The 20,809-nt window shown below is 66.5% G+C and carries 10 protein-coding genes; 3 read left to right on the top strand and 7 right to left on the bottom strand.

Annotation, left to right across the window (positions count from 1 at the left end):
* Nucleotides 1-119 precede the first annotated feature (119 nt).
* Together U1H82_RS17640 and galA are read left to right on the top strand one after the other, a co-directional pair.
* Nucleotides 120-2,930, top strand: a complete 2,811-nt coding sequence (locus tag U1H82_RS17640) for a glycosyl hydrolase 115 family protein (RefSeq protein WP_322966287.1) — start codon at nt 120-122, stop codon at nt 2,928-2,930.
* The gene (gene galA / locus U1H82_RS17635) at nt 2,927-5,812 is read left to right on the top strand and encodes a beta-galactosidase GalA (protein ID WP_322966286.1); all 2,886 of its coding nucleotides are present in this window, start codon (nt 2,927-2,929) and stop codon (nt 5,810-5,812) included. The genes U1H82_RS17640 and galA overlap by 4 nt, the downstream gene beginning before the upstream one ends.
* Nucleotides 5,813-5,921: 109 nt before the next feature.
* On the opposite strand, the gene U1H82_RS17630 is transcribed toward galA, so the two are convergent.
* From U1H82_RS17630 to U1H82_RS17605, 6 genes are all read right to left on the bottom strand, one after another.
* Entirely contained in the window at nt 5,922-7,040 is a 1,119-nt protein-coding gene (locus tag U1H82_RS17630) for an acyltransferase family protein (RefSeq protein ID WP_322966285.1), read from the bottom strand.
* Complete coding sequence (locus U1H82_RS17625; RefSeq protein WP_322966284.1) at nt 7,037-9,319, bottom strand: alpha-N-acetylglucosaminidase; 2,283 nt, start codon at nt 9,317-9,319, stop codon at nt 7,037-7,039. Before U1H82_RS17625 ends, U1H82_RS17630 begins: the two co-directional genes overlap by 4 nt.
* Before the next feature lie 80 nt (nt 9,320-9,399).
* Complete coding sequence (locus tag U1H82_RS17620) at nt 9,400-12,153, bottom strand: TonB-dependent receptor (protein ID WP_322966283.1); 2,754 nt, start codon at nt 12,151-12,153, stop codon at nt 9,400-9,402.
* A 520-nt stretch (nt 12,154-12,673) separates the two neighbouring features.
* Nucleotides 12,674-13,687 carry a FecR family protein gene (locus U1H82_RS17615; protein ID WP_322966282.1) on the bottom strand — a complete coding sequence of 338 codons (1,014 nt, stop codon included), beginning with the start codon at nt 13,685-13,687 and terminating at the stop codon, nt 12,674-12,676.
* Nucleotides 13,680-14,186 carry an RNA polymerase sigma factor gene (locus U1H82_RS17610; RefSeq protein WP_322966281.1) on the bottom strand — a complete coding sequence of 169 codons (507 nt, stop codon included), beginning with the start codon at nt 14,184-14,186 and terminating at the stop codon, nt 13,680-13,682. Before U1H82_RS17610 ends, U1H82_RS17615 begins: the two co-directional genes overlap by 8 nt.
* 150 nt (nt 14,187-14,336) lie before the next feature.
* Nucleotides 14,337-17,066 (bottom strand): TonB-dependent receptor, encoded by a 2,730-nt coding sequence (locus U1H82_RS17605; protein ID WP_322966280.1) that lies wholly within the window; start codon nt 17,064-17,066, stop codon nt 14,337-14,339.
* A 242-nt stretch (nt 17,067-17,308) separates the two neighbouring features.
* Here U1H82_RS17605 and U1H82_RS17600 point away from each other — a divergent pair, with 242 nt between their 5' ends.
* Nucleotides 17,309-18,046 (top strand): acid phosphatase, encoded by a 738-nt coding sequence (locus U1H82_RS17600; RefSeq protein ID WP_322966279.1) that lies wholly within the window; start codon nt 17,309-17,311, stop codon nt 18,044-18,046.
* Here the strand turns inward: U1H82_RS17600 and U1H82_RS17595 are convergent.
* The gene (locus U1H82_RS17595) at nt 18,024-20,714 is read right to left on the bottom strand and encodes a TonB-dependent receptor (protein ID WP_322966278.1); all 2,691 of its coding nucleotides are present in this window, start codon (nt 20,712-20,714) and stop codon (nt 18,024-18,026) included. The genes U1H82_RS17600 and U1H82_RS17595 overlap by 23 nt on opposite strands.
* Nucleotides 20,715-20,809: the final 95 nt, after the last annotated feature.

Below are 20,809 nucleotides of genomic sequence, written 5' to 3'. Positions count from 1 at the left end.
GGTGGTAGTGTCCAAGCTTAGCCCGAAAGGCCGCAATAGGTCGGTAATTGGTCAGGCAAATTCCCTTTACAGCCCCATTCATCCGGTTAGATTGCTCGCCTGTTTGCGGGGATGGGTGGATGAAGCGGGCGGGAATCTATGGGGTTGGCGCAAGCCTCGTCGGGGCGGTACTGGTCGCCACCCCTGTCCAGGCCGCCAATCTCGACCTGACCCGCGCGGGCCTGTTGGCGGCGGCGGATGGTGTGGGGACCAGTCGTATCGCCGCCGAACTATTGGCGCGGGATCTGACGTCGCTGGGTGGTCGGCCGGGGCCGATCGTCGAGGATGCGGCGGCCTGTCCCGGCATCTGCATCGTTATCGGCACCACCGCGTCGCCGGTCGTCCAGCAACTGGCGCGGGCGGGCGGCGTCGACCTGTCGCCCCTTACGGGCGGTTGGGAACGCTACATTCGGGCCGGGGTGACGGTGTCGGGCCGGCGCTATCTGATGATCGTCGGATCGGACGCGCGTGGCGCGGCTTATGGCGTGACCGATTTGTCGCGTGCGCTGGGGGTGTCGCCCTGGGAATGGTGGGCGGACGTCACCCCGCGCCGACGTGCGCGGATCGTGGTCGATGACGTCATGCTCGTCTCGCGGGAACCCTCGGTAAAGTATCGCGGTATCTTCCTGAACGATGAGGATTGGGGGCTGGAGCCCTGGGCGGCCAAGACCTTCGATCCGGCCAAGGGCAATATCGGGCCCAAGACCTATGCGCGCGTTTTCGAACTGATGTGGCGGCTGAAGGCCAATACGCTCTGGCCTGCCATGCATTCGGTCTCGACGCCGTTTTTCGGCGATCCGGGCAATGCGCCGCTTGCCCGTCGATACGGCATCGTCATCGGCAGTTCGCATGCCGAACCGATGCTCCGCAACAACCTGCGCGAATGGAACGAGGGCCAGCGCGGCGGGTTCGACTTCACCCGGCGGCCCCAGGCGATCCTCGACTATTGGCGTGAGCGGGTGGGTGAGACGAAGGGGCAGGAGGCGTTCTACACGGTGGGCCTGCGCGGCCTGCATGACGGGCCGATGCAGGGCGCTACCACCACGGCGGCGCGGCGGCGCATATTGGAGGATGTGGTCGGGCGTCAGCGTGCGCTTCTGGCCGACACGCTGGGCAAGCCCGCGACCCAAGTACCGCAACTCTATGTCGCCTATCACGAGTTGCAGGAGGCGTACGACGCGGGGCTGACCCTGCCCGGCGACGTCACGCTGATGTGGACCGACGACAATTACGGCTATCTGCGTCGTTTGAGCACGTCGGAGGAGCAGAAGCGGCCGGGCGGGGCGGGGGTCTATTACCATCTGTCCTATTGGGGGCGGCCGCACGACTATCTATGGCTGGGCACGACCCATCCCGCGCTGATCCGCGAGGAGATGGGACGGGCCTGGGATACCGACGCGCGGCGCATCTGGGTGGTCAATGTCGGCGACATCAAGCCGATTGAATATCTCTCGCAATATTTCCTCGACCTCGCCTTCGACGCGCGGCTGCTGGATGAGGCTCCGCGCGATCATCTGCGCTGCTTCATGGCCGAGCAGTTCGGCGAGGGCCAGGCGGGTGCCATCGCCGATGTGATGATGCGCTTCTACGACCTCGCCTGGCCACGAAAGCCCGAATTCATGGGCTTCGGCCAGACCGAATGGGTCACGCCCAACCGCCCTAGCGGCTATGTCCAGTCGGACGGCGAGGAGGCGCAGGCGCGGATCGCGGCCTATCGGGCACTCGCGACGCAGGCCGAGGCAATCGGCGCGCGCATCCCCAAGGATCGGCAGGACGCGTTCTACGAACTGGTGCTCTATCCGGTGCGCGGTGCGGCGGGGCTGAACACGCGCATCCTGTCGCTCGATCTGGCCGAGCTGTACGCGCGCGATCAGCGGGCGAGCGCCAATAGCTATGTCGCGCGGGCCAAGGCGGCGCATGGCGGGCTGGTCGCGGATACGGCGCGCTACAATGCGCTGGCCGGGGGCAAGTGGCGCGGGATGATGGATATGGCGCCGCGCCGTCTGCCGGTCTTTGCCGAGCCGATGTGGCCAAGCTGGCAGCCCTCGACCCAGAAAGGCTGCGCCGCCGGACTATGGGGCGCGTGGATCGGGGACGAAAATGTCCTGACCTTCACCCGTGGCGTTGCCGCCGCGCGACTCGTGACGCTGTACCAGCATCAGCCACAGGCGACGGCCTGGGCGGTGAGCGACATGCCCGCCGGTCTATCGCTGTCGGAAAGCAAGGGCGAATTGAACGCGCGCGGTGGGTATGAGCAGCGGTTGACCCTGCGTTATGACGGCAAGGGCGCGGTCGGGCCGGTGACGCTGCGCTGCGGCGATCGGCCGGTGGTCGTCCATGCGACGACGCTCACCCCGCCCAAGGCAGAGGCGGGCACGGCGATCGAGGACGAACGCCGCGTCACCATGCCCGCGCTTGCCGCCCGTTATGGCGCAGATTGGGAAGCGATCCCCGATCTCGGCAGCCAGCACGGTGCGCTGCGAGCGAAGCTGACCCTGCCGTCGCGCGGCTCGGCGGCTGAGAGCTCGCCCGCGACATGGCGGTTCGCCACCATGACGGAGGCGGGGGCGACGCTGCGGATCGTCGCGCTGCCGACCCATCCACGCGATCCTGCGCACGGACTTCGTGCCGCCGTCCGGCTGGATGACGGCACGTGGCGGACGGTCGATTTCGCGACCATTGGACGCAGCGACCAATGGCGGCAGAATGTGCTGACCAACACCGCGATCGCCGACATCCCGCTCAAGAGTTTCGCCGCCGGAGCGCATCAGGTGGCGATCGTGCCGCTCGACCCTGGCCTGACCCTCGACCGTGTCGAGCTGGTGCTCGACGGTGCCCGCCCGCTTTACGCGCCGCTCCTTTCTGATTCTCCGCCGGAGATTGCCCGATGACCGTGACCCGCCGCACTCTCCTCGTCAGCGGGTTGGCCGCCCCGGCGCTCGGCACCCCGGCTCTGGCGGCAAATCGCCCGGTCCTGCTCGACAGCGGCGATGCGCCCGCGCCCTTCGATGCGATGCCCGAGCCGCCCTTCGTCGCTGACCCCAGCCTGCTGCGGCTGGACGATGGCTGGCTGTTCCACAAGGGCGACATCACCGTGCCGCCGATCCTTGGGCATGAGGAAAGCTATCAGAATGCCAAGGCCGGGATCGCGCAGGGGGCAGCGGCGGTCAGCTATGACGACAGCAACTGGCGCAGCGTAGAGCTGCCGCATGACTGGGCCATGGAGGAGGTGGTCGACCCCAAGGCCAATGTCGCGCAAGGATACCGGCGGCGCGGGATCGGCTGGTATCGCCGCACGCTGAAACTGCCGAGCGAATGGCGCGGCCGCTATCTGGAGGTGCAGCTGGGCGCGGCGGCGACCAACGCCACGGTCTGGTTCAACGGCGTCCTCGTCGCGCACAGCTTCAGCGGCTATACCGCGATCCTGATCGATATCACCCCCTATGCCCGGTTCGGCGAGGAGCTGAACACGCTGGCCGTCCGCGTCGATGCCGAGACGATGGAGGGCTGGTGGTATGAGGGGGCGGGGCTGTATCGCCACAACTGGCTGGCGGTACGCGACGGGGTGAGCATCGTCACCGATGGGCTTCACGCCGATCCGCGTCGCGAAGGGGATGGCTGGGCGGTGCCGGTCGCGCTGACCGTTTCCAACATCCAGAAGGCGGCGGCGACCGTTCGGGCCGAGGCGGTGTTGATCGATCCGGCCGGCCGCATGATCGGCCGGGCGGAAACGGACGTAACCATCGATCCGCTCCGCACCGCCGAGGCGAAGGTGGCGATCCCGGTCGCGTCCCCGCAGCTCTGGTCGGTCGATCGGCCGACGCTCTACCGGGTGGAGGCGCGGCTGCTGCGTGACGGCAAACCGATCGATGCCCGCGCCGCCCGGATCGGCTTTCGCGAAATCCGCTTCGACGCTGCCACCGGCTTCTACCTCAACGGCGTGGCGACCAAGATCAAGGGCGTCTGCGTCCATCAGGATCATGCCGGGGTCGGCGTCGCCATGCCCGATGCGATGTGGGAATGGCGCATCCGGCGGCTGAAGGCGATGGGCTGCAATGCGCTGCGCTGCTCGCACCATGCGCCAGCACCCGAACTGCTCGATGCCTGCGACCGGCTCGGGATGCTGGTCATGGACGAGAACCGCAACTTCAACCCCAGCCCGGACTATCTGCGCCAGCTGCAATGGCTGGTCCGCCGCGACCGCAACCATCCGAGCGTCTTCCTCTGGTCGGTCTTCAACGAAGAGCCGATGCAGGGCACCGAACAGGGCTATGAGATGGTGCGCCGCATGGCCGAGGCGGTGAAGGAACTCGACGCCTCGCGCCCGGTCACGGCGGCGATGAACGACGGGATGTTCTCCCCGCTCAACGTCTCGGATGCGGTCGATGTGATGGGCTTCAACTATCAGCATCGCCGCTACGACCCATTTCACGCCGCGCATCCGGCCAAGCCGATGACCAGCTCGGAGGATACCAGCGCCTTCATGACGCGCGGGGTCTGGAAGACCGACATGGCCGCGCACGAGGTCAGCTCCTATGACACCGACGCCGCCGAATGGGGTCTGACCCATCACCAAAGCTGGCGGATGATCGACACGCGGCCTTTCGTCGCGGGGACGTTCGTGTGGACCGGCTTTGACTATCATGGCGAGCCGACGCCGTTCGAATGGCCGACGACCAGCAGCGTGTTCGGCATCATGGACCTGTGCGGTTTCGCCAAGATGGCCTTCCATCTGCGCCGCGCGCAATGGGTGGACGATGCGCCCGCACTCGCCATCGCGCCGCACTGGACCTGGCCGGGGCGCGAGGGGCAGGCGATCCGGGTGCTCGCCCTGACCAATGCCGAGACGGTCGAGTTGCGCCTGAACGGCAAGAGCCTGGGGACCAAGGCGGTCGACCGGCTGGCGATGCCCGAATGGCAGGTGCCCTATAGCCCCGGTCAGCTGGAGGCGGTCGGCTATCGCGGCGGGCGCGAGGTGTCCCGCACTGCGGTCGAGACGGTGGGCAAGCCGGTCGCGTTGAAGCTGGTCGCGGATCGGGGCGGGATGCTGGGGACCGGCAGCGATGTCCAGCCCTTTACCGTGATGGCCGTCGATGCGCGCGGACGGGTGGTGCCGGATGCGAATGCGCCGGTCCACTTCCGGGTGACGCGGGGGGTGGTGATCGGGGTCGGCAATGGCGATCCCAACGATCATGACTCGGAGGTCGTGCCCGCGCGGCGCCTGTTCCACGGCTTGGCCCAGGCGCTGGTCCGCGCCGAGGCGGGGGCGGGGACGCTGATCGTCGAGGCGAGTGCGCCGGGGTTGAAACCCGCGCGCGCCACGGTGCGGGTGATCGCTGCCGAGCCTTTGCCCGCAGTCCCTGCGACGCGCCCCGTCGCGATGCTGACCGACTGGAAGCGCAGCGACTTCACCGCGACCCGGCCCGATCCGCTGCGGCGCTATGCGGGCAATGACATGAACAGCCTGGTCTATGCGCGACCCGGTAGGCTGGAGGGGCCGGGCGAGGGCGTGTGGTCGACCTATCGCACCAGCTTCAAACCGCGCCGCCGGGTGGCGGAGCAGGGCGGCGCGATGGTCTTCGCCGATGTCGTCGGGCGGGCGGAGGCTTGGGTCGACGGGGTGAAGCGGGCGGAGAAGACGGACTTTGCGGGTGCGCCGCTGGTGGTGCCCTTCCCGGCCGGGCCGGGCGAGCGTCAGGTCGTGCTGATCGTGGAGGCGGAGCCGGGCAAGGCTTCGGGCCTGGGCCGGACGATTTCCGTGCGGGAGAAATAAGGGGGGATGCCTGATACGCTCCTTCGTCATTGCGAGCGGAGCGAAGCAATCCAGTAGCCGGACCAGGACGCCCTGGATTGCTTCGCTCCGCTCGCAATGACGGTTGATGCTAGACTTTGAGGATGATCCCCTTGCGATCCAAGGCCCAGCCGAAGGCGCAGCAGATCAGCGTATAGGCCAGGGCGCACAACAGCGACCCGACGGGGCCCGGCGCGATCGACTGGAACCCGTGCAGCCCGATCCAGGTGTAGAGGCCCACGCCGTCCACATGGACCAGCTCCAGCGCGACCACGAGCAGCTCGGAAAACAGATAGATGGCCAACGGATTGCGCCCGAGCATCTGAAGGAAGGACCGCCCGAGCGTCACGCCGCGCACCTCGACCAGCCACAGCGTCGCGCCGAGCAAGATCAGGTCCAGCCCGACCGTCAGCGCGACGAACGACCCGGTCCACAGTTTCTTACCGATGGGCAGGACCGGCGTGAACAGCAGCGCGATGATGACCAAAGCCCCCCCGATCGCCGCCAGCTTCCCGACCGTCGCACCATGCTTTCCCCAGCGCTGGATGGCGAGGCCGGTCAGATAGCCCGCAATGACATTGGCCGTCGCGGGCAGGGTGCCGAGCAGCCCCTCGGGATCAAAGCCATGGTCCTTCTTGTAGAGATGCTCCGGCCCGATCAGCCACAGGTCGAACAGCGTCCCCGCATTCTGATAGCGCCCGAACGCCTCGCCCGCCGGGCTGAGGCCGACCAGGATCGCCCAGTGCGCGACGACCAGGCCGATGGCGACCATGACCAGATGGCTGGGCCGCAAATAGCGCGCGAGCAGCGCCCCCAGCAGATAGCAGAGCGCGATGCGTTGCAGCACGCCGGTCAGCCGTGTGTCCGCAAAGGGCTTGGCGACCCAGCTGCCGTCCGCCTGATGCGTGACGAAGGGGAACCAGTACATCAGCACGCCGAGCAGGAAGATCAGCGCGGCGCGCTTGAACACTCGTCGCAGGAAGACATGCTCGGGCATCGGCCGGGTCAGCGCGAAGCTCATGGCGTTGCCGACCGCGAACAGGAAGCTGGGATAGATCAGGTCGGCCAGCGTGAAGCCGATCCACGGCGCATGCTGCAACTGGCCGAACGCGCCGCCCGCGCCCGCCGTGTTGACCACGATCATCAGGAAGATGGTCGCGCCCCTGAACATGTCGAGCGAGGCGAAGCGCTCGGGTCTGGCCGTGGTCATCGGGCGGTCTCCGTCATCAGGGCGCGGGCCTCGGCCACCGGATCGGCGGGCGCGCTGGCCTTGTAGGTGCGAGGCGAGGCGACCCAGGCCTTTTCCCAATCGAGCAGCTTCGCCGTGAACGCGGCATCGTCGACGGGCCGCTTGGCGAGCGCGGCCGCGCGCGCCGCGACCAGATAGCGGGTCCAGCGCGGCAGGTAATAATCGGCATACATGCCCGCCCAGGCCTTGGAGGCATAATCGCCTAGATGGCCGCGTCCGCCCCAGATCGTCACCTGCGCCTTGGCGTTCTGTTCATAGGCGGTCTTTTCGGCGGGCGTATCGCCATAGGCGCGCGCATCGGCGATCCAGCTGGCCAGGCTTTCCTGCTGTCCGCCGATCAGATGGTCGATGGCCAGCGCCAGCGCCTTCACCCTCGCCGTCTCGCGGTCGCCGGTGGTGACATCGCCCTTCTGATAGGCGGCGACGGCGGCCTTTACGCTGTCGTCCAGCGACAGGCTGGCGGCGTGACGGGTCAGGTCGATCAGGTCGTAGCGGTAGAGCGGGCTTGCGCCGTATGCGGGGGCAAGTTTGAGCATCGCCGCGATCCCGGCGCGTAGCCTCGCCCGGTTGCCCGGCTCGGGGGGATAGGTCGGTGCGTCGGCGGCGGGGCGCTTGAAGAAGAGGTACGCACCCGCCCGCTCGTTCCACCAGCGCGGGGTCCAGTAGCGTACGTCATAGGCACCCGCGACCACATCCTGCCACGCCGCGACCATCGCCGGATCGCGGCGGCCATAACGTGCGGCGGTATAGCGGCTCAGCCACGGGCCAAGCGCCATCTCGTCGCCCGGCCACGCCACGTCATAGGCATAGTCATAGACCAGGCTGTTGCTGTGCAGCCCCTCGGGGAACATGCCGAAGCCGCGCACATGGCCGCGCCCCTTGTCGGCGAACATCGCGGCCACGTCGCGACGGTAGAAATCGGGCGCGCCGTAAACCGGGTTGCTGCCGCCATAATTATGGACATAGCCGTAAACCCAGCTCTTGCCGTCGAAGCCGTTCGTCGTCTTCCAGATGCCGGGATAGCGGTCATTGCCGATGTCGAGGATCAGCATCTTCTCGTCCGGCACGTCGCGCAGGAAGGCGGCGATGGCGTCGGGCGTCCAGAATTTCTTGTCCGCGCCGAACAGCCAGCCCTGCATGACCCAGGTCGCCCCCGGCGCGGCGGCGGCGATCGCGGCGTAGAGGCGCTGGCCATAGGCCGCCAGCCGCGCGTCACGCACCTCGCGGGGCAGGGCGGCCGCCTTGGTCGCGGCATCCAGCGCAGGCGTGTTGGCGGTGGCGTCGCCATAGGCGGCGTGTGCGGTGTCGCTGCCATCCTCGGCGATGGGCGGCACCATCTCGTTAAAGGCATCGGCCAGGTAATATTGCCCCGGCCCATATTCGGCGGTGTAGAGTTGCAGGAACCGCTTGGCGAGCGGTGCGAACAGCGGATCGGACGGGTCGAGCCAATAGGTGCCTTCGAACCCTTCCCAGGAGCGCATCTTGTAGATGCGCGCCTTCGGGTGCGCCTCGGCGAAAGCCTTGGGTACGTACCCCGCAAAGGCGGGCAGGATCGGCGTCATGCCCAGATCGCGCATCCGGCCAAGGATACGCTTTTGCAGGTCATGCTTCTTGTCGATCCACCCGGTTGGCAGGGGGGCACGATAACCCTCGATATTGCCCATGCGCTGCCATGGCAGGAAGGCGGGGCCGGAGAAATGCTGGGCCAGTTGCGCCTCGCTCAATCCCTGTTCGCGCCAGAGCTGGCGCCAGACATAATCCTGCCCCTCCATCGCCAGCGGCATGTCGACGCCGTGGACCGCCATCCAGTCGATCTCCCGCTCCCAGCGGGTCCAGTTCCACCAAGGGGTGGTATAACCATAGGTGCAGGTGTTCAGATATGCGCGAAAGCCGAAGGGCGAGGATACCCAACCGCTGTCCTGCGGCGCCAGCCGGGTCATCGGACCGACGCGCCGCCCCTCCCAACTGATCGACAGCCGCCCTTGCGCGTTCAGCATGGCGGCCACTCCGCGCACCGCCGCTACGGCCGAGGAGGCCTGGACCGTCAACCGGTCATGATCGACCCGTACCCGATAGCGGGAGGTGGTTGAAGGCTGGATCGCCACCGACACGTGCTGCTGCGGCACGCCCAGCCGCTGGAGTGCCGCGCGCGCCGCTTGGCCGCCGTCGACCTGCGCATGGGCGATGGAGGCGGTGAGAAGCAGGCCGCCGAACAGGCCGAGTGTTTTGGGAATGGTCATCACAAGCGGCATTGTCCCCATCACATTCCAAAAAGGAAGGGTGGACCGACCCGCATGGCGGTCCACCCTTCAGAGGGGAGCTAGAACCGCGTCGAGGCCGACAGGTAGAAGGTCCGGCCCGTCCGGCTGGCGAGCTGGAACGTGTCGGAGGTTGTCTGATAGGCGTCCTCATGCGTGTTGTTCAGGTTGATGATGCCCGCCGTGAAGCTGAGATAGCTGGCGGGCGTGTAGCCCAGCGCCAGGTCCAGCTGGGTGCGCGGGCGGACCACATGGGTCAGGCCGCCATTGACGAAGAAGCTCGATGCGGCGTCCTGGACGTAGGAGCTGCGGTGGTTGACCGACAGCCGCGCGCTGAACATTTCGTTTTCCCAATAGGGCGTCAGGTTCCAGGTCAGCTTCGACAGGTCGCGCAGGTTGAAGCCGGTGCCGATCGCGCTGGCATCGGTGTCGACCACGGTGACGTTGCCGACCGCACCGAACCCCTTCACCGGCAGGATCGCATCGAAATTCTGCGAGGCGGAGAATTCCACGCCCTTGATATGAATGACCCGGTTGTCGTTCAGCACCCGGCTGAAGCTGTAATCGGTCTTCAGATCCGCCGACTGGCAATCGCTGACCACGCCGTTCAGCGCGACGCCGTCATAGGAGCTGGGGCAGTAGAATTGGGTGAAGGTGCCGTTCTTCACCGCCTTGTAGAAGCCTGCGACGCTGATCGAATTGCCCTTGCCGTGGTAGAATTCCAGGCTGAGGTCCAGCTGGTTGGCGGTCAGCGGCTTCAGGCGGCTTTCGCCCTGGGCCACCGAGACGCTGGGGCGCAGGCTGGTGGTGACGCGGGTGATGGTGTCGGCCATCTGCGTCTGGCTGTTGAGCAGCGGGCGGACCAGCACCTTGGCCGCGGCGATGCGGGCGACCAGGCGCGGCGTCAGGTCCAGCGCGAAGCTGGCGCTGGGCAGGACATTGCCATAATCCTGCACGACATGCTGCTGGCCGAGCAGCGTGGCGTCGCTGCCGGTGCCGTTGGTCAGGCTGCTGGTGACGTTCTGATGGGTGTGTTCGTAACGGACGCCGACATTGCCGCGCACCGGCAGAGCGAACAGCGTGCCGTCGATATTGGCCATCGCATAGACCGCCGGAATATAGCGGTCGACCTTATAGGTGTTGGGCCAGTCGGGCGTGTCGGGCACGCTGATCCCCTTGTCGCGCAGGATTTGCTGCCACAGCGGGGCGTTGACCGACAGGAAGCTGTGCGGGATCGCCATCGATCCGCCCAGGAAGTTGTTTACCAGCACGCCGGTTTTCGACAGGTCCGGAATCCAGGCGAATTCGGGATAGGTGACGGGGTCGGTCACATCGGCGTCGCGGTCGTGGCGATACGCCTTGGTGGCGAAGCTCTCGTGATGATATTTCGCGCCGAAGACCAGCGCCTTGATCCCGTGCCAGTCGAGGTCCTGGGTCAGGTCGGTCTGGATCGCACGGTCGCGGGCCGACTGGATATGCGTTGCGCCGTCGACAAAGGCGTACCAGGTGCGATTGCCCATATTGTAGATCGAACCGTCGGTCAGGCTGGCGGTGTTCCACTTGACGTTGAACGGATCGGAAATGTCGAGCTGGCCGCCATTCGCGAAGCGCACTTCGTCGATCGTCGCCCATTCGTACAGCTTGGCATCGCCCTGGGTATAATGGCCGATCGCGCGGATATGGGTGGTGTCGGTCGGGCTCCAGTTGACGGTGCCGGTATAGGCCTGGGTCTGGAGCTTGCGCAGTTCGGGCTGGTCGTTGTTGTCGACGTTGAAGCTGCTGATCCCGATCCTGTCGGCGACGCCGTTGGCGGTGTGGTTGACCGTCACCGCCGAGGCGGCCCAGCGGCCGAAGACCATCTGGCGCGTGTCGTAGCGGGTGTGGTCGCGCGAATATTCGCCCTGCAACAGGACCTCGAAATTGTCCTGCGGCTTCCACTGGATCGCGCCGCTGCCCATCAGCTGTTCGGTGTCGCGGTCGATCCGGCGATAGCGCAGATTGCCCGGCACCTGCACATCGGGGGCACCGGCGACCGCGCCCGGCTGATACCAGTTCTTGATGAACAGATAGTCGCCGCGATCCTTCAGCTTCTGATAGCCGAGGTCCAGCATGACGCCGATCGTGTCGTCGGCGAAGCGCTTGATATAGGCGGCATTGACCTTGGGCGTGACGCCGCCGCGATAGTCGGAATGATAGCCCTTGATCCCGGCGATGAAGCTGGGGCCCTTATAGGCGAGCGGCTTGACCGTATCGATGTTGACGGTGCCCGCCAGCCCGCCCGTATCCATGTCGGCGGTCGGCGACTTGATGACCTGGATCGCGCTCGCCAGATCGGTCTGGATGATGTCGTAGCGGAAGCCGTCCTTGAAGTCGGCGCTGGCAAAGGTCTGGCCGTTGATCGTGGTACGCGCATATTGCGGACCCAGGCCACGGATGCTGATCGTCGAGCCGCGCCCGTTGATGTTGGACATCTGGACGCCCGCAATGCGCTGAATGGCTTCGGTGATGTTCTGGGCGGGGAATTTGCCGATATCCTCCGACGAGATGCCGTCGGTGATGCGGATGTCGTTGCGCTTGGCGGCAAGGGCGGAGGCGATGCTCTGGCGATAGCCGGTGACGGTGATCTCGTTCTGGGCATCGGCCCCGGCGGTATCGGTCTGCGATGTTGCCTGTGCGGCGGCGGCGGGGCCGCTGGTCTGCGCCATAGCGGGCGCAGCGATCATCGCCGAGGCCAGCCAGCTTGCCGTGAAGGCCGTCGTCTGAAGCAGGCGTTTGCGCCGGAGACGCGACGCGTCGTGGCACGGTGACATGGTCATGCTCTTCCCTCCCTCTGATCCCGACGCGGGCACATCGCGCCGGGCTTCCCCGAGACTTTGCCGGATGGTCCTTCGTCGCCGACAAGCAGGCAGGGCGCGTCATCCGCCGGAACGGGGGCGCCGTTCACGGACCGGGATCGGCCGTCAGTCTTGCTGTATCGGGTACGCGGAACCTACCGGAGTCCGTGGCCCGCCCGCCGCCCGGCCTATAAGCCGTGTGCGACAAAGTGCGCCAATGGACCGAATATGTCTTCCTGCATCACGGTGTTGTAATCTTATGGTCTTATCGGTGACATGAAATGGTCATGCCTGTCAACGGGGTGAAAACCCGTTCCACGCGATAATTGGTCAGGTGTGCCTAGGTTCAAAAATAAGTCATGTATTACAAATAGATAGTAAGATGAATTTTACGTCATGTCGCGCGTGGAGGGATGGCGCTGTCATTGCCGGGACGCACAAACGATCCCGTCCCTATGGCATTCACGCTGCCGGGTTTATCGAGTCTGAATTGGTATTGCGGCTATTGGTTCGGCCAATCGGCCTGTTCGGTCCGCCCGCCATGTATCAGCCTGATCGCCTTGCCGTCGTCCTTGACCGACAGGTCGAACAGCGCCCCGATCAGCCTCAGGCTCTCCACCGGCGTATCCAGGCGGAAACGGCCATTGAATGTCTCGCCTGCCATGGCCGGGTCGGCCAGGGTGATCGGCCGTGTGCTATAGCGACCCAAGCGCGCGACCGCATCGCCCAGCCTGATCCGGTCCCCGGTCAGCCAGCGATCCTGCCATCCCTGATAACGAGCGGTGTCGAAGCTGTGCACCGTGATCCGCCCCGCGCCCGCCTCGGCCCAATGCCCACCGGTTACGACCACCGGGGCCTGGCCCGGCACGGTCAGCCGGACGCGACCGCGATAGACGCGCAACTCACTATGCCCCGCACCGCGATCGACGCTGAAATTGGTGCCCAGCGCGACCATCTCGCCTTCGGGCGTGGTCACGGCAAAGGGGCGGGCGGCGTCGTGACGAACCTCGAACCGTGCCGCGCCGCTTTCCAGCGTCAGGTCGCGGCCGTGGTCCGAAAAGGCGATGGCGACCCGCGAGGCCGCATCCAGCGTCATGTCCGATCCGTCCGGAAGCGCCACCTGACGCTGCTGTCCGATGGCGGAGGCATAGACATGCTCGACCGGCGCTCCGCCGGGGGTCGCGACATGCCAGACCAGAGGCGCGGCGATCGCGGCGGCCAGGGCGGCGGCGATACCGACCGTCATGCGGCGTCGTGTCCGGGGTGCCGAACCCATGGGCCAGCCACGCGAACGCGGGCGTGGCGGGGGTGGGGCGATTGTCGCCCGGCTCGTCTGTTCGACCACGTCGAACAACGCCGGATCGCCCAACAGCCGTGCCATCCGCGACAGCGCCGCGCGGTGCTCTGGGGCCGCGTTCAGCCATGCGCCCAGCTCGGCCCGCGCCTCGGGCGAGAGCGTGTCGAGCCGGTCGGCCCAGTCGGCGGCCTGTTCCAGCATGATGTCGGGATCAGTCATGCAGGCGACCTCCACGCACGGGCAGGTCGTCGATACAGCCGTCCAGATCGATCATCGCGCGGACCAGATGCTTCTTCACCGCCTCGATGCTGATGTTCATCTCCTCGGCGATCTGCTGGCGCGACTTGCCCTCCAGATGCCGCTCGACAAAGACCGCGCGACGCTGCGCGGGCAGGCGCGACAGCGCGGCCTGGAAGCGGTCGTAACGCTGGCGATAATCGAGGATTTCATCGGCCAGCGGCAGGGCGCAGGCGAGTTCGGGATCGACCGGCGCATGGTTTTCGCTCCCGCGCCGCCCGCGATTGTAGATGACCGAGTCCGCCACGCGAAAGCCATAGGCGAGCGGCTGGTCGATGACCTGCTTTCGCTCCTGCTCGATGACCCGCATGATCGCCTCCTGCACGATATCCTCCGCCTGTTCGGGTTCGCGGATTCGCCTGCGGACATAGGTCAGCAGACGCTCGCGCCCTTCCGCGATCCAGGCGTTCGCGGCGGTCATTCGGTCCCGTTCAGGAAGAGCCGGTTGCATCGCATCCGGGGACAATCCTCGTCGAAAAAACACCGCGCCGCCCCCGTGGCGGGGTCGACGCGGCACAGGGGCCCTTGATATCCCGTACGGGCCGGACATCAAGGGCGTTCGGGGATCGGATCAGAAGGTAATTCGGACACCGCCCAGCAGGGTCGTGCCCGAACGGGTGACGACGTACAGCCGCTTGGTGCTGTTCGAATATTGCCGCTCGCGCTGGTTGGTCAGGTTGATGCCGTTCAGCGTCAGCTGGACGTTCTTCGTGACCGAATAATGCGCCGACATGTCGACATAGACCGTACCCTCGAACCCGGTCACGTCCTGGTCCGGCCCCAGCGCGGTCAGCACCGGCGAGGCGCTGAAGATATAGCCGCTGCGGTAATTGGCCGAGACGCGGGCGTCGAATGCCTTGTCTTGGTAATAGAGGGTGGCGTTGGCGTTATACTTGCTCAGCCCCTCCAGCGTGGTCGGGATGCTGCCCTGATAGATTTTGGAATAGTCCAGCCGCGAGTCGACATAGGTGAAGTTCACCGCCGTCCCCAGCCGGTCGAAGGGGGCGGGCAGGAACTTGAAGTCGGTCTGGCCGGACAGCTCGATGCCGAACAGGTTGGTCTTGGCCAGGTTGACGGGGCGCGAATAGCTGTCGACCACCGTCGATCCGGTCACGCCCGGATAGAGATTGTCGGGCAGGCCCGTCTGCGAATAGGGCACGTTGTTGATCGTCTGGGTCGAGATATAGCCGTCGAGGTTCTTGTAGAACAGCGCCGCTGCGACATAGCCGACCGAGCCGAAATAATATTCGGCCGAGATGTCATAGTCGTTCGACTTATAGGGGCGCAGGTTCGGATTGCCGATCGATACGGTGACATTGCCATTGTCGTTCGTCACCGATCCGTTGACCGCCAGCGCGCCCAGTGCCGGACGGTTGATGTTCTTCGACGCGGCGAAGCGCAGCATCAGGCCACGATCCAGCTCGAAGATCAGGTTGGCGGCCGGAAGCACGCCCTCATATTCGCCACGAACCGTGACGGGCCCGACATTGGCCGTGCCGTTCGAGGTGACATTGGTGCGATAATAACGCGCACCGATATTGCCGCGGAAGGGGATGCCGCCCAGTATGTGGTTCCAGTCATATTGGACGAAGGCGGCACCGGTCCGCTCCTCGACCGCGTACACGCCGATCTTGTTGGTCAGATATTGCGCGCGGTTGATGCCCAGCGTCTGAAGCATCTTGGGGAAGTCGACGATCGTCCAGTCCTGCCCCGAATAGCCGGTGTAGGTCCGCGCATAGGCGCTGGGATTGGCGTTGACCTTGCCCGACACGAAGCTGCTGGTCAGGATATTGTCCTGTTCGGCATAATATCCGCCGTTCGAGAAACGCCGCCATTCGCCACCGACGCTGATCGTGTCGTCGGGCGTGACCTTATAGTCGAAGCGGCCCTTGATGTTGTCGAACGCCGAATCCTGGAACGTGTTGTTCACGTACAGGCGCTTGGCGTGCCAGAAATTGGGATCGGTGGTGTTGAACTTGTAGGTGTTGACCAGCGAATAGGTGCCGCCGCGATAGTCGGAGGTGACGTCGCCGAAGCCCTCCAGCGTGAACTTGTCGTTGACCGGCATGTCGTAGCGTGACCGCTCGACCCCGCCCAGCCAGGTGAAGGTCAGCCCGTCGACCAGTTCCGCGTCGCCGCTCAGCACGACCTGCTTGAAGATGTTCCTGGTGTTCTGGACGCGGGTTTCGGTCGACGCCTTGCCGCCCGATACGTCGAGATAGGTCACCTCGTTGCGATCGTTCCACTGGATCGCGTTGACCCGCGAGTTGGGATAGACGGTCCCCGCAAAGGTCTCGCCGCCGCCCAGCCAGGTCGAGCTGCCGCCGCCGCGCGAGGCAAGATGGGTCTCGAACCGGTCGCCCTTGAACTGGCCGTACAGGCCGTCGAGCGTGACATGGACCTTGTCGGTCGGCGCCCACTGGATCGAGGAGGTCAGGCCGATCCGCTCCTGCTTGCTGTCCCAGACCGACAGGCGGTTGCCGCGCGCGAACAACAGGTCGCCCGAGTTGATCTTGGCCTGCTCGGCGGCGGTCAGGCCGCTGATGTTGCTGCCGTTCGCTTTGTTGCGGCGCCAGCGATAGGTGTCGAAACCCTCTTCGCGGGTGTTGCGGCGGCTATACGCACCCGACACCAGGATGCCGAAATTGCCCCAGTTCTTGGAAATGAGGCCGGTCAGGCGCGGCTGGAAATCGCGGGTCAGCGTGTTGCTGCCGCCCTGCGCCGACAGCGCGATCTTGGTGCCCTTGTAATCGAAGGGGCGTGCGGTGAAGAGACCGACGGTGCCTGCGAGACCGCCCTCGGTCTGCTGCGCCTGATACGACTTCTCGACATCGACATGGTTGAACAGTTCGGCGGCGAACAGGTTGAAGTCGAAGGCGCGGTCGCGCGTGGTCTGGCCGCGGCTGTCCTGCGGCGAGTCGACATTGCCCAGCACTTCCATGCCGTTCAACTGAACGCGGGTGAAGTCAGGACCCAAGCCGCGCAAGGAGATCCGGCGACCCTCGCCCGCCTCGCGGTTGATCGCGACGCCGGGCAGGCGCTGGAGCGCTTCGGCGAGATTCAGGTCGGGGAAGGCGGCGATGTCGGAGGCCGAGATCGAGTCCTTGATGATCGTCGCGTCACGCTTGGAATTGCGCGCCTGCGCCAGGCTGGTGCGGTATCCGGTGACGACGACATCGCCCCCTTCGGTGGTCGCGCCGCCGGTGGTCGCGGTCGTTTGATCGCCTTGATCCTGGGCCAGTACCGGTTGCGCGACAAACAGCGCGCTCGACGCCAGCAGCAGCGTCCGCTTCGTTCCCATCACTTCAAACCCCCAAAAGACAAATGGCTCGCCCGGCCATACGGACGATCGCGGGGAAGACGGGGGTCGCGGTCAAACGGGGACAAGGAATTTTGTAAAAGTTTTAAGACATTTGTGGCGTTTTTGTTACAAGCCGGACAGAGCTTGTCTTTGTTCGGGCAAGTTTCCATGGCCGCTGTCCCCGATGGACGATCGGCGGACTCTTGGGGTAGCGGGATCAAGTCTTGAAAGGGGTGGGCGATATGGCGAAACAGGCATGGCGATGGGGTATGGCGGCCGCGATGGCGCTGCTCGTGCTGGCTCCGGCGGGCGCGGCGGCGCGCGAGGGGACGGGGTATCTGGCGGCGGGTGAGGGGCTGAACCTCGCGGCGGTGCTGCCGGGGCCGCCGACGCCGGGCTCGCCGCGCGCGCTGGCCGATGCGCGCGCCTTTCGCGATAGCCGGGCGCTGCGCGGCATGGCGCGCTGGCAACAGGCGACGGCGGATGTCTCCAGCGACATGGGCGAGCGCTTCGCCACCGCCTTGGGGTTTCGGCCGGACTGGACGAAACTGCCCGTCACGCGCGCGCTGCTCGCCAGGTTCGATGCGGACCGTTCGGCGGCGATCGGCGCGGCCAAGGCGCATTGGCAGTCCAAGCGGCCTTTTATCGGCACCGACCTGCCCATCTGCGAGCCGCGCAAGCCCTCGCTGATCGCCAATGGCGATTATCCCTCGGGCCATACCGCGCACGGCTGGGGCTTTGCGCTCATCATGGCCGAGCTGCTGCCCGACCGGGCCGAGGCGATCCTGACCCGTGGGCGCGATTATGGTACTAGTCGCTGGATTTGCGGCTCGCACAGCCAGAGCGCGGTCGAGGGCGGCTATATGGCGGCCAGCGCCGTGGTCGCGCGCGAGCATGGCAATGCCGCGTTCCGGCGCGACATGGCGGCGGCGGCCGAGGAACTGGCGCGCTACCGCGCTAAAAGCGCCAGTCCGCACTGAGCGACACAACCCGGCCTTGCTGCGCGCGGACGGTGACGACCCCGCCGCCATCCTCGGCGCGGACCTCGCCGCCCAGCGCGTCGCCCTGCATGATCGCGATCCGGTCGAACAGGTTGGTGGCGCGTAGCTGTACCGTCAGCGCCTCGGTCGCGGCCCAGCGTGCGCCGATCCCTACCAGCGCGAAGCCGGGGAGCGGCAGGCTGTTGGCGTCATCGGCAAAGCGCCGCCCCATCGCCGAGACATCGCCGTCCAGCGTTACGCCCGTGTCGGGCAGGATCGCGCTGGCGGACAGGCTGGCCATGACGCGCGGCACGCGGCGCGGGATACGGCCGCTCAAGTCGGTAACGCTGGTCGTCCCGCCGGTCTGGCGCGTCACGCGATAGGATTTCAGCCGCGGGTCCTGCCATGTCACCGTACCGCGCAGCGACAGGCCGGGCAGCGGCGCGGCGTTGGCGCTGAGCTCCAGTCCGATGGTGCGCGCCGCCGCCGGATATTCGCCGACCCGCACCGCGCCGGTCGCGGGATCGAGCGACAGGTCGGGCACGGCGATGTCGGGAAAGCGGCTGGCGAACAGTGTCGCGTCGAGCCCCGTCGATCCCCGCCGCCAGATCAGCCCCAGTTCGGCCTGTTCGATGGTCAGCGCCCGCGCGCTGTCGTCGCCGCCGATCCGGAACACGCCGGGATCGGGCAGTCGCATCGCATGGGTCGCGCGGGCAAAGGCGCCCAGTCGATCGCTCGCGCGCCAATGCAGCGCCAGCGTCGTCGCGGTGCGGGCGATCCGCTGCGCCCGCGCATCCCAGAGCCCGGAGCCGATCGCGATCCGATCATCGGCCAGCGTGGTGGGATCGCCGCCATCGACCAGCATGGGCCGCTCGACCGAGGCGGACAGCGCGGCGCGCTCATGCCGAATGCCCCAATCGATCCGCCAGCGCGGTCCCACCTGCCACTCATCGGCGGCATAGAGCGCGACCATATGCTGGCGGCCGGTCAGCGCCTCATAGGTCGAGCCCGAACTCGACAGCCCGTTATCGGTCGCCCGGCCCAGCACACGCCCGCCGGCATCGCGTGCGACCAGATCGAGCCGCCGTCCCTGCGCGCGCGCTTCCAACAATACGCGAGCGACCGCGCGCCGAAAGTCCCAGCGATAGCCGACCGCATAGAGGCCCAGCGTCAGGTCATGATGGCCCGCCGCCTCCAGCGTATGGGCATAGGACAGGTCGACAATCGCCTCGTGCAGCCGGGTGTCGGCAGCGACGGGGTTGAGAGTGATGACCCGGTCATTGCCCGGTAGCGGTACAAAAACACTGCCGTCGCTGGCATGGCGCAGCGCGACTTGCGCGGTATCGGCAAAGGCGGCGGTCAGGCGCGGCAATGCGTCGGCGATAGCCTGCGCCGCCGGAACGGCATTACCGGAGGAGGAGAGCGCATAACGCTCGGTCCGCGACGCCCGGTAATGGGTACGCAAGCTCAGCAGGCCGCCTGCGAGCGGCTGGGTCCATGCCAGCGAGGGCGTGACCATCCGGTTGCGATTGTTGCGCCCCAGCGGCCGGTCGCCGAGCGCAGCGAAGCGCAGCCGGGTCAGTTCCGGCCCAAAAAAACTATCCCGCCGGGGATCGAAGCCGGACAGGGGGATGATCCGGCCATGCTCGTACCGCATAGGAAAGGACGAGATGTTGAGCGTGTCGTCGTCCAGCCCATGTACCGCCAGCGTCAACCGCCCGCCGCCGCCCAGATCATGGTCGGCCCGCACCCGCAACTGTCCGCCGCCCAGCGTCGATGCGATCCGCCGCACCGTCGGATCGCGCGCCACCGAGCCGCCCGCGATCACCCGCCAGCCATTGCCGACCGGCCCGGTGGCATAGCCTTCCCAGCGGATCAGGCCATAACTGGTCATGGTCGCCCGCATCTCGCCACCCGGCCTGTCGCGGGGCGCGCGGGTGCGCAGGTTGAGCACGCCGCCCGGCGCATTGCTGGCGAAGATCGCAGAGGGGCCGCCGCGGACATAGTCGCTGCTCTCGATCATCAAATCGGGGCGGACGAACTGGTCGATATCGGTCCAGGGCAGCGTGTCATGCTGCACCGGCAGGCCATCCTCCTGCACCGCGATCGCCTGATAGCCGTCGAGCGGAATGCCGCGCACCCGGATGGTGTTGGCCGCCACGCCAGCGGAGGTATCGACCCACAGGCCGGGCAGGCCGGAGAGCAGTTCCGCCAGGCTCTGCGGCGGGCGGCGTGCCAGTTCGGCTTCGTCCAGATGCGAGGCGGAATAGCTGCGGTCGAGCGCGCCCTGCACCATCGTTCCGCGCCTGCCGGTCACGATCACGTCGGGGCCGGTCATCGGGTCGGGCGTGGGGGGGATGGACTGTCTGGCCCGTGCGGACGGTTTGGGAGCAGGGCCGATGGCGCGCACCAATATGCCCCCCGCCATCAGGCGGCAGGACAGCGCGGCCGGTCGACACCAGCGGTGCAGCGCATGGGACAGCCGCATCCGCCCTTTCAGCGCAGGGACGCGCCGCCCGGCGAGGTCGCCGGGGCGTGCGACCACGGCCTGACCCGCCTGACGCGCCAGCCGATCGAGCCCGATGGCGACGGCTGCGTCAGGCAGGTCGACGGAGAGCAGCGGGTCATCGGAAACGGCGGCCAGCGCCAGCGCGACAGCCAAGGTCATCGCCGCCCTTTTGGCGGATCGGAATTCATGCGCCCCCTGCGTTCCTGTCTTGACGGATATCGTGCGGCTGTGCCCGATTATGGGAAGATCGCCGA

It is taken from the genome of Sphingomonas fuzhouensis (genome assembly GCF_034659795.1).
Taxonomy (GTDB): Bacteria; Pseudomonadota; Alphaproteobacteria; order Sphingomonadales; family Sphingomonadaceae; genus Sphingomonas; species Sphingomonas fuzhouensis.
Note: the sequence above shows the minus strand (reverse complement) of the source record. Positions and strands in the feature narration are given on the sequence as shown.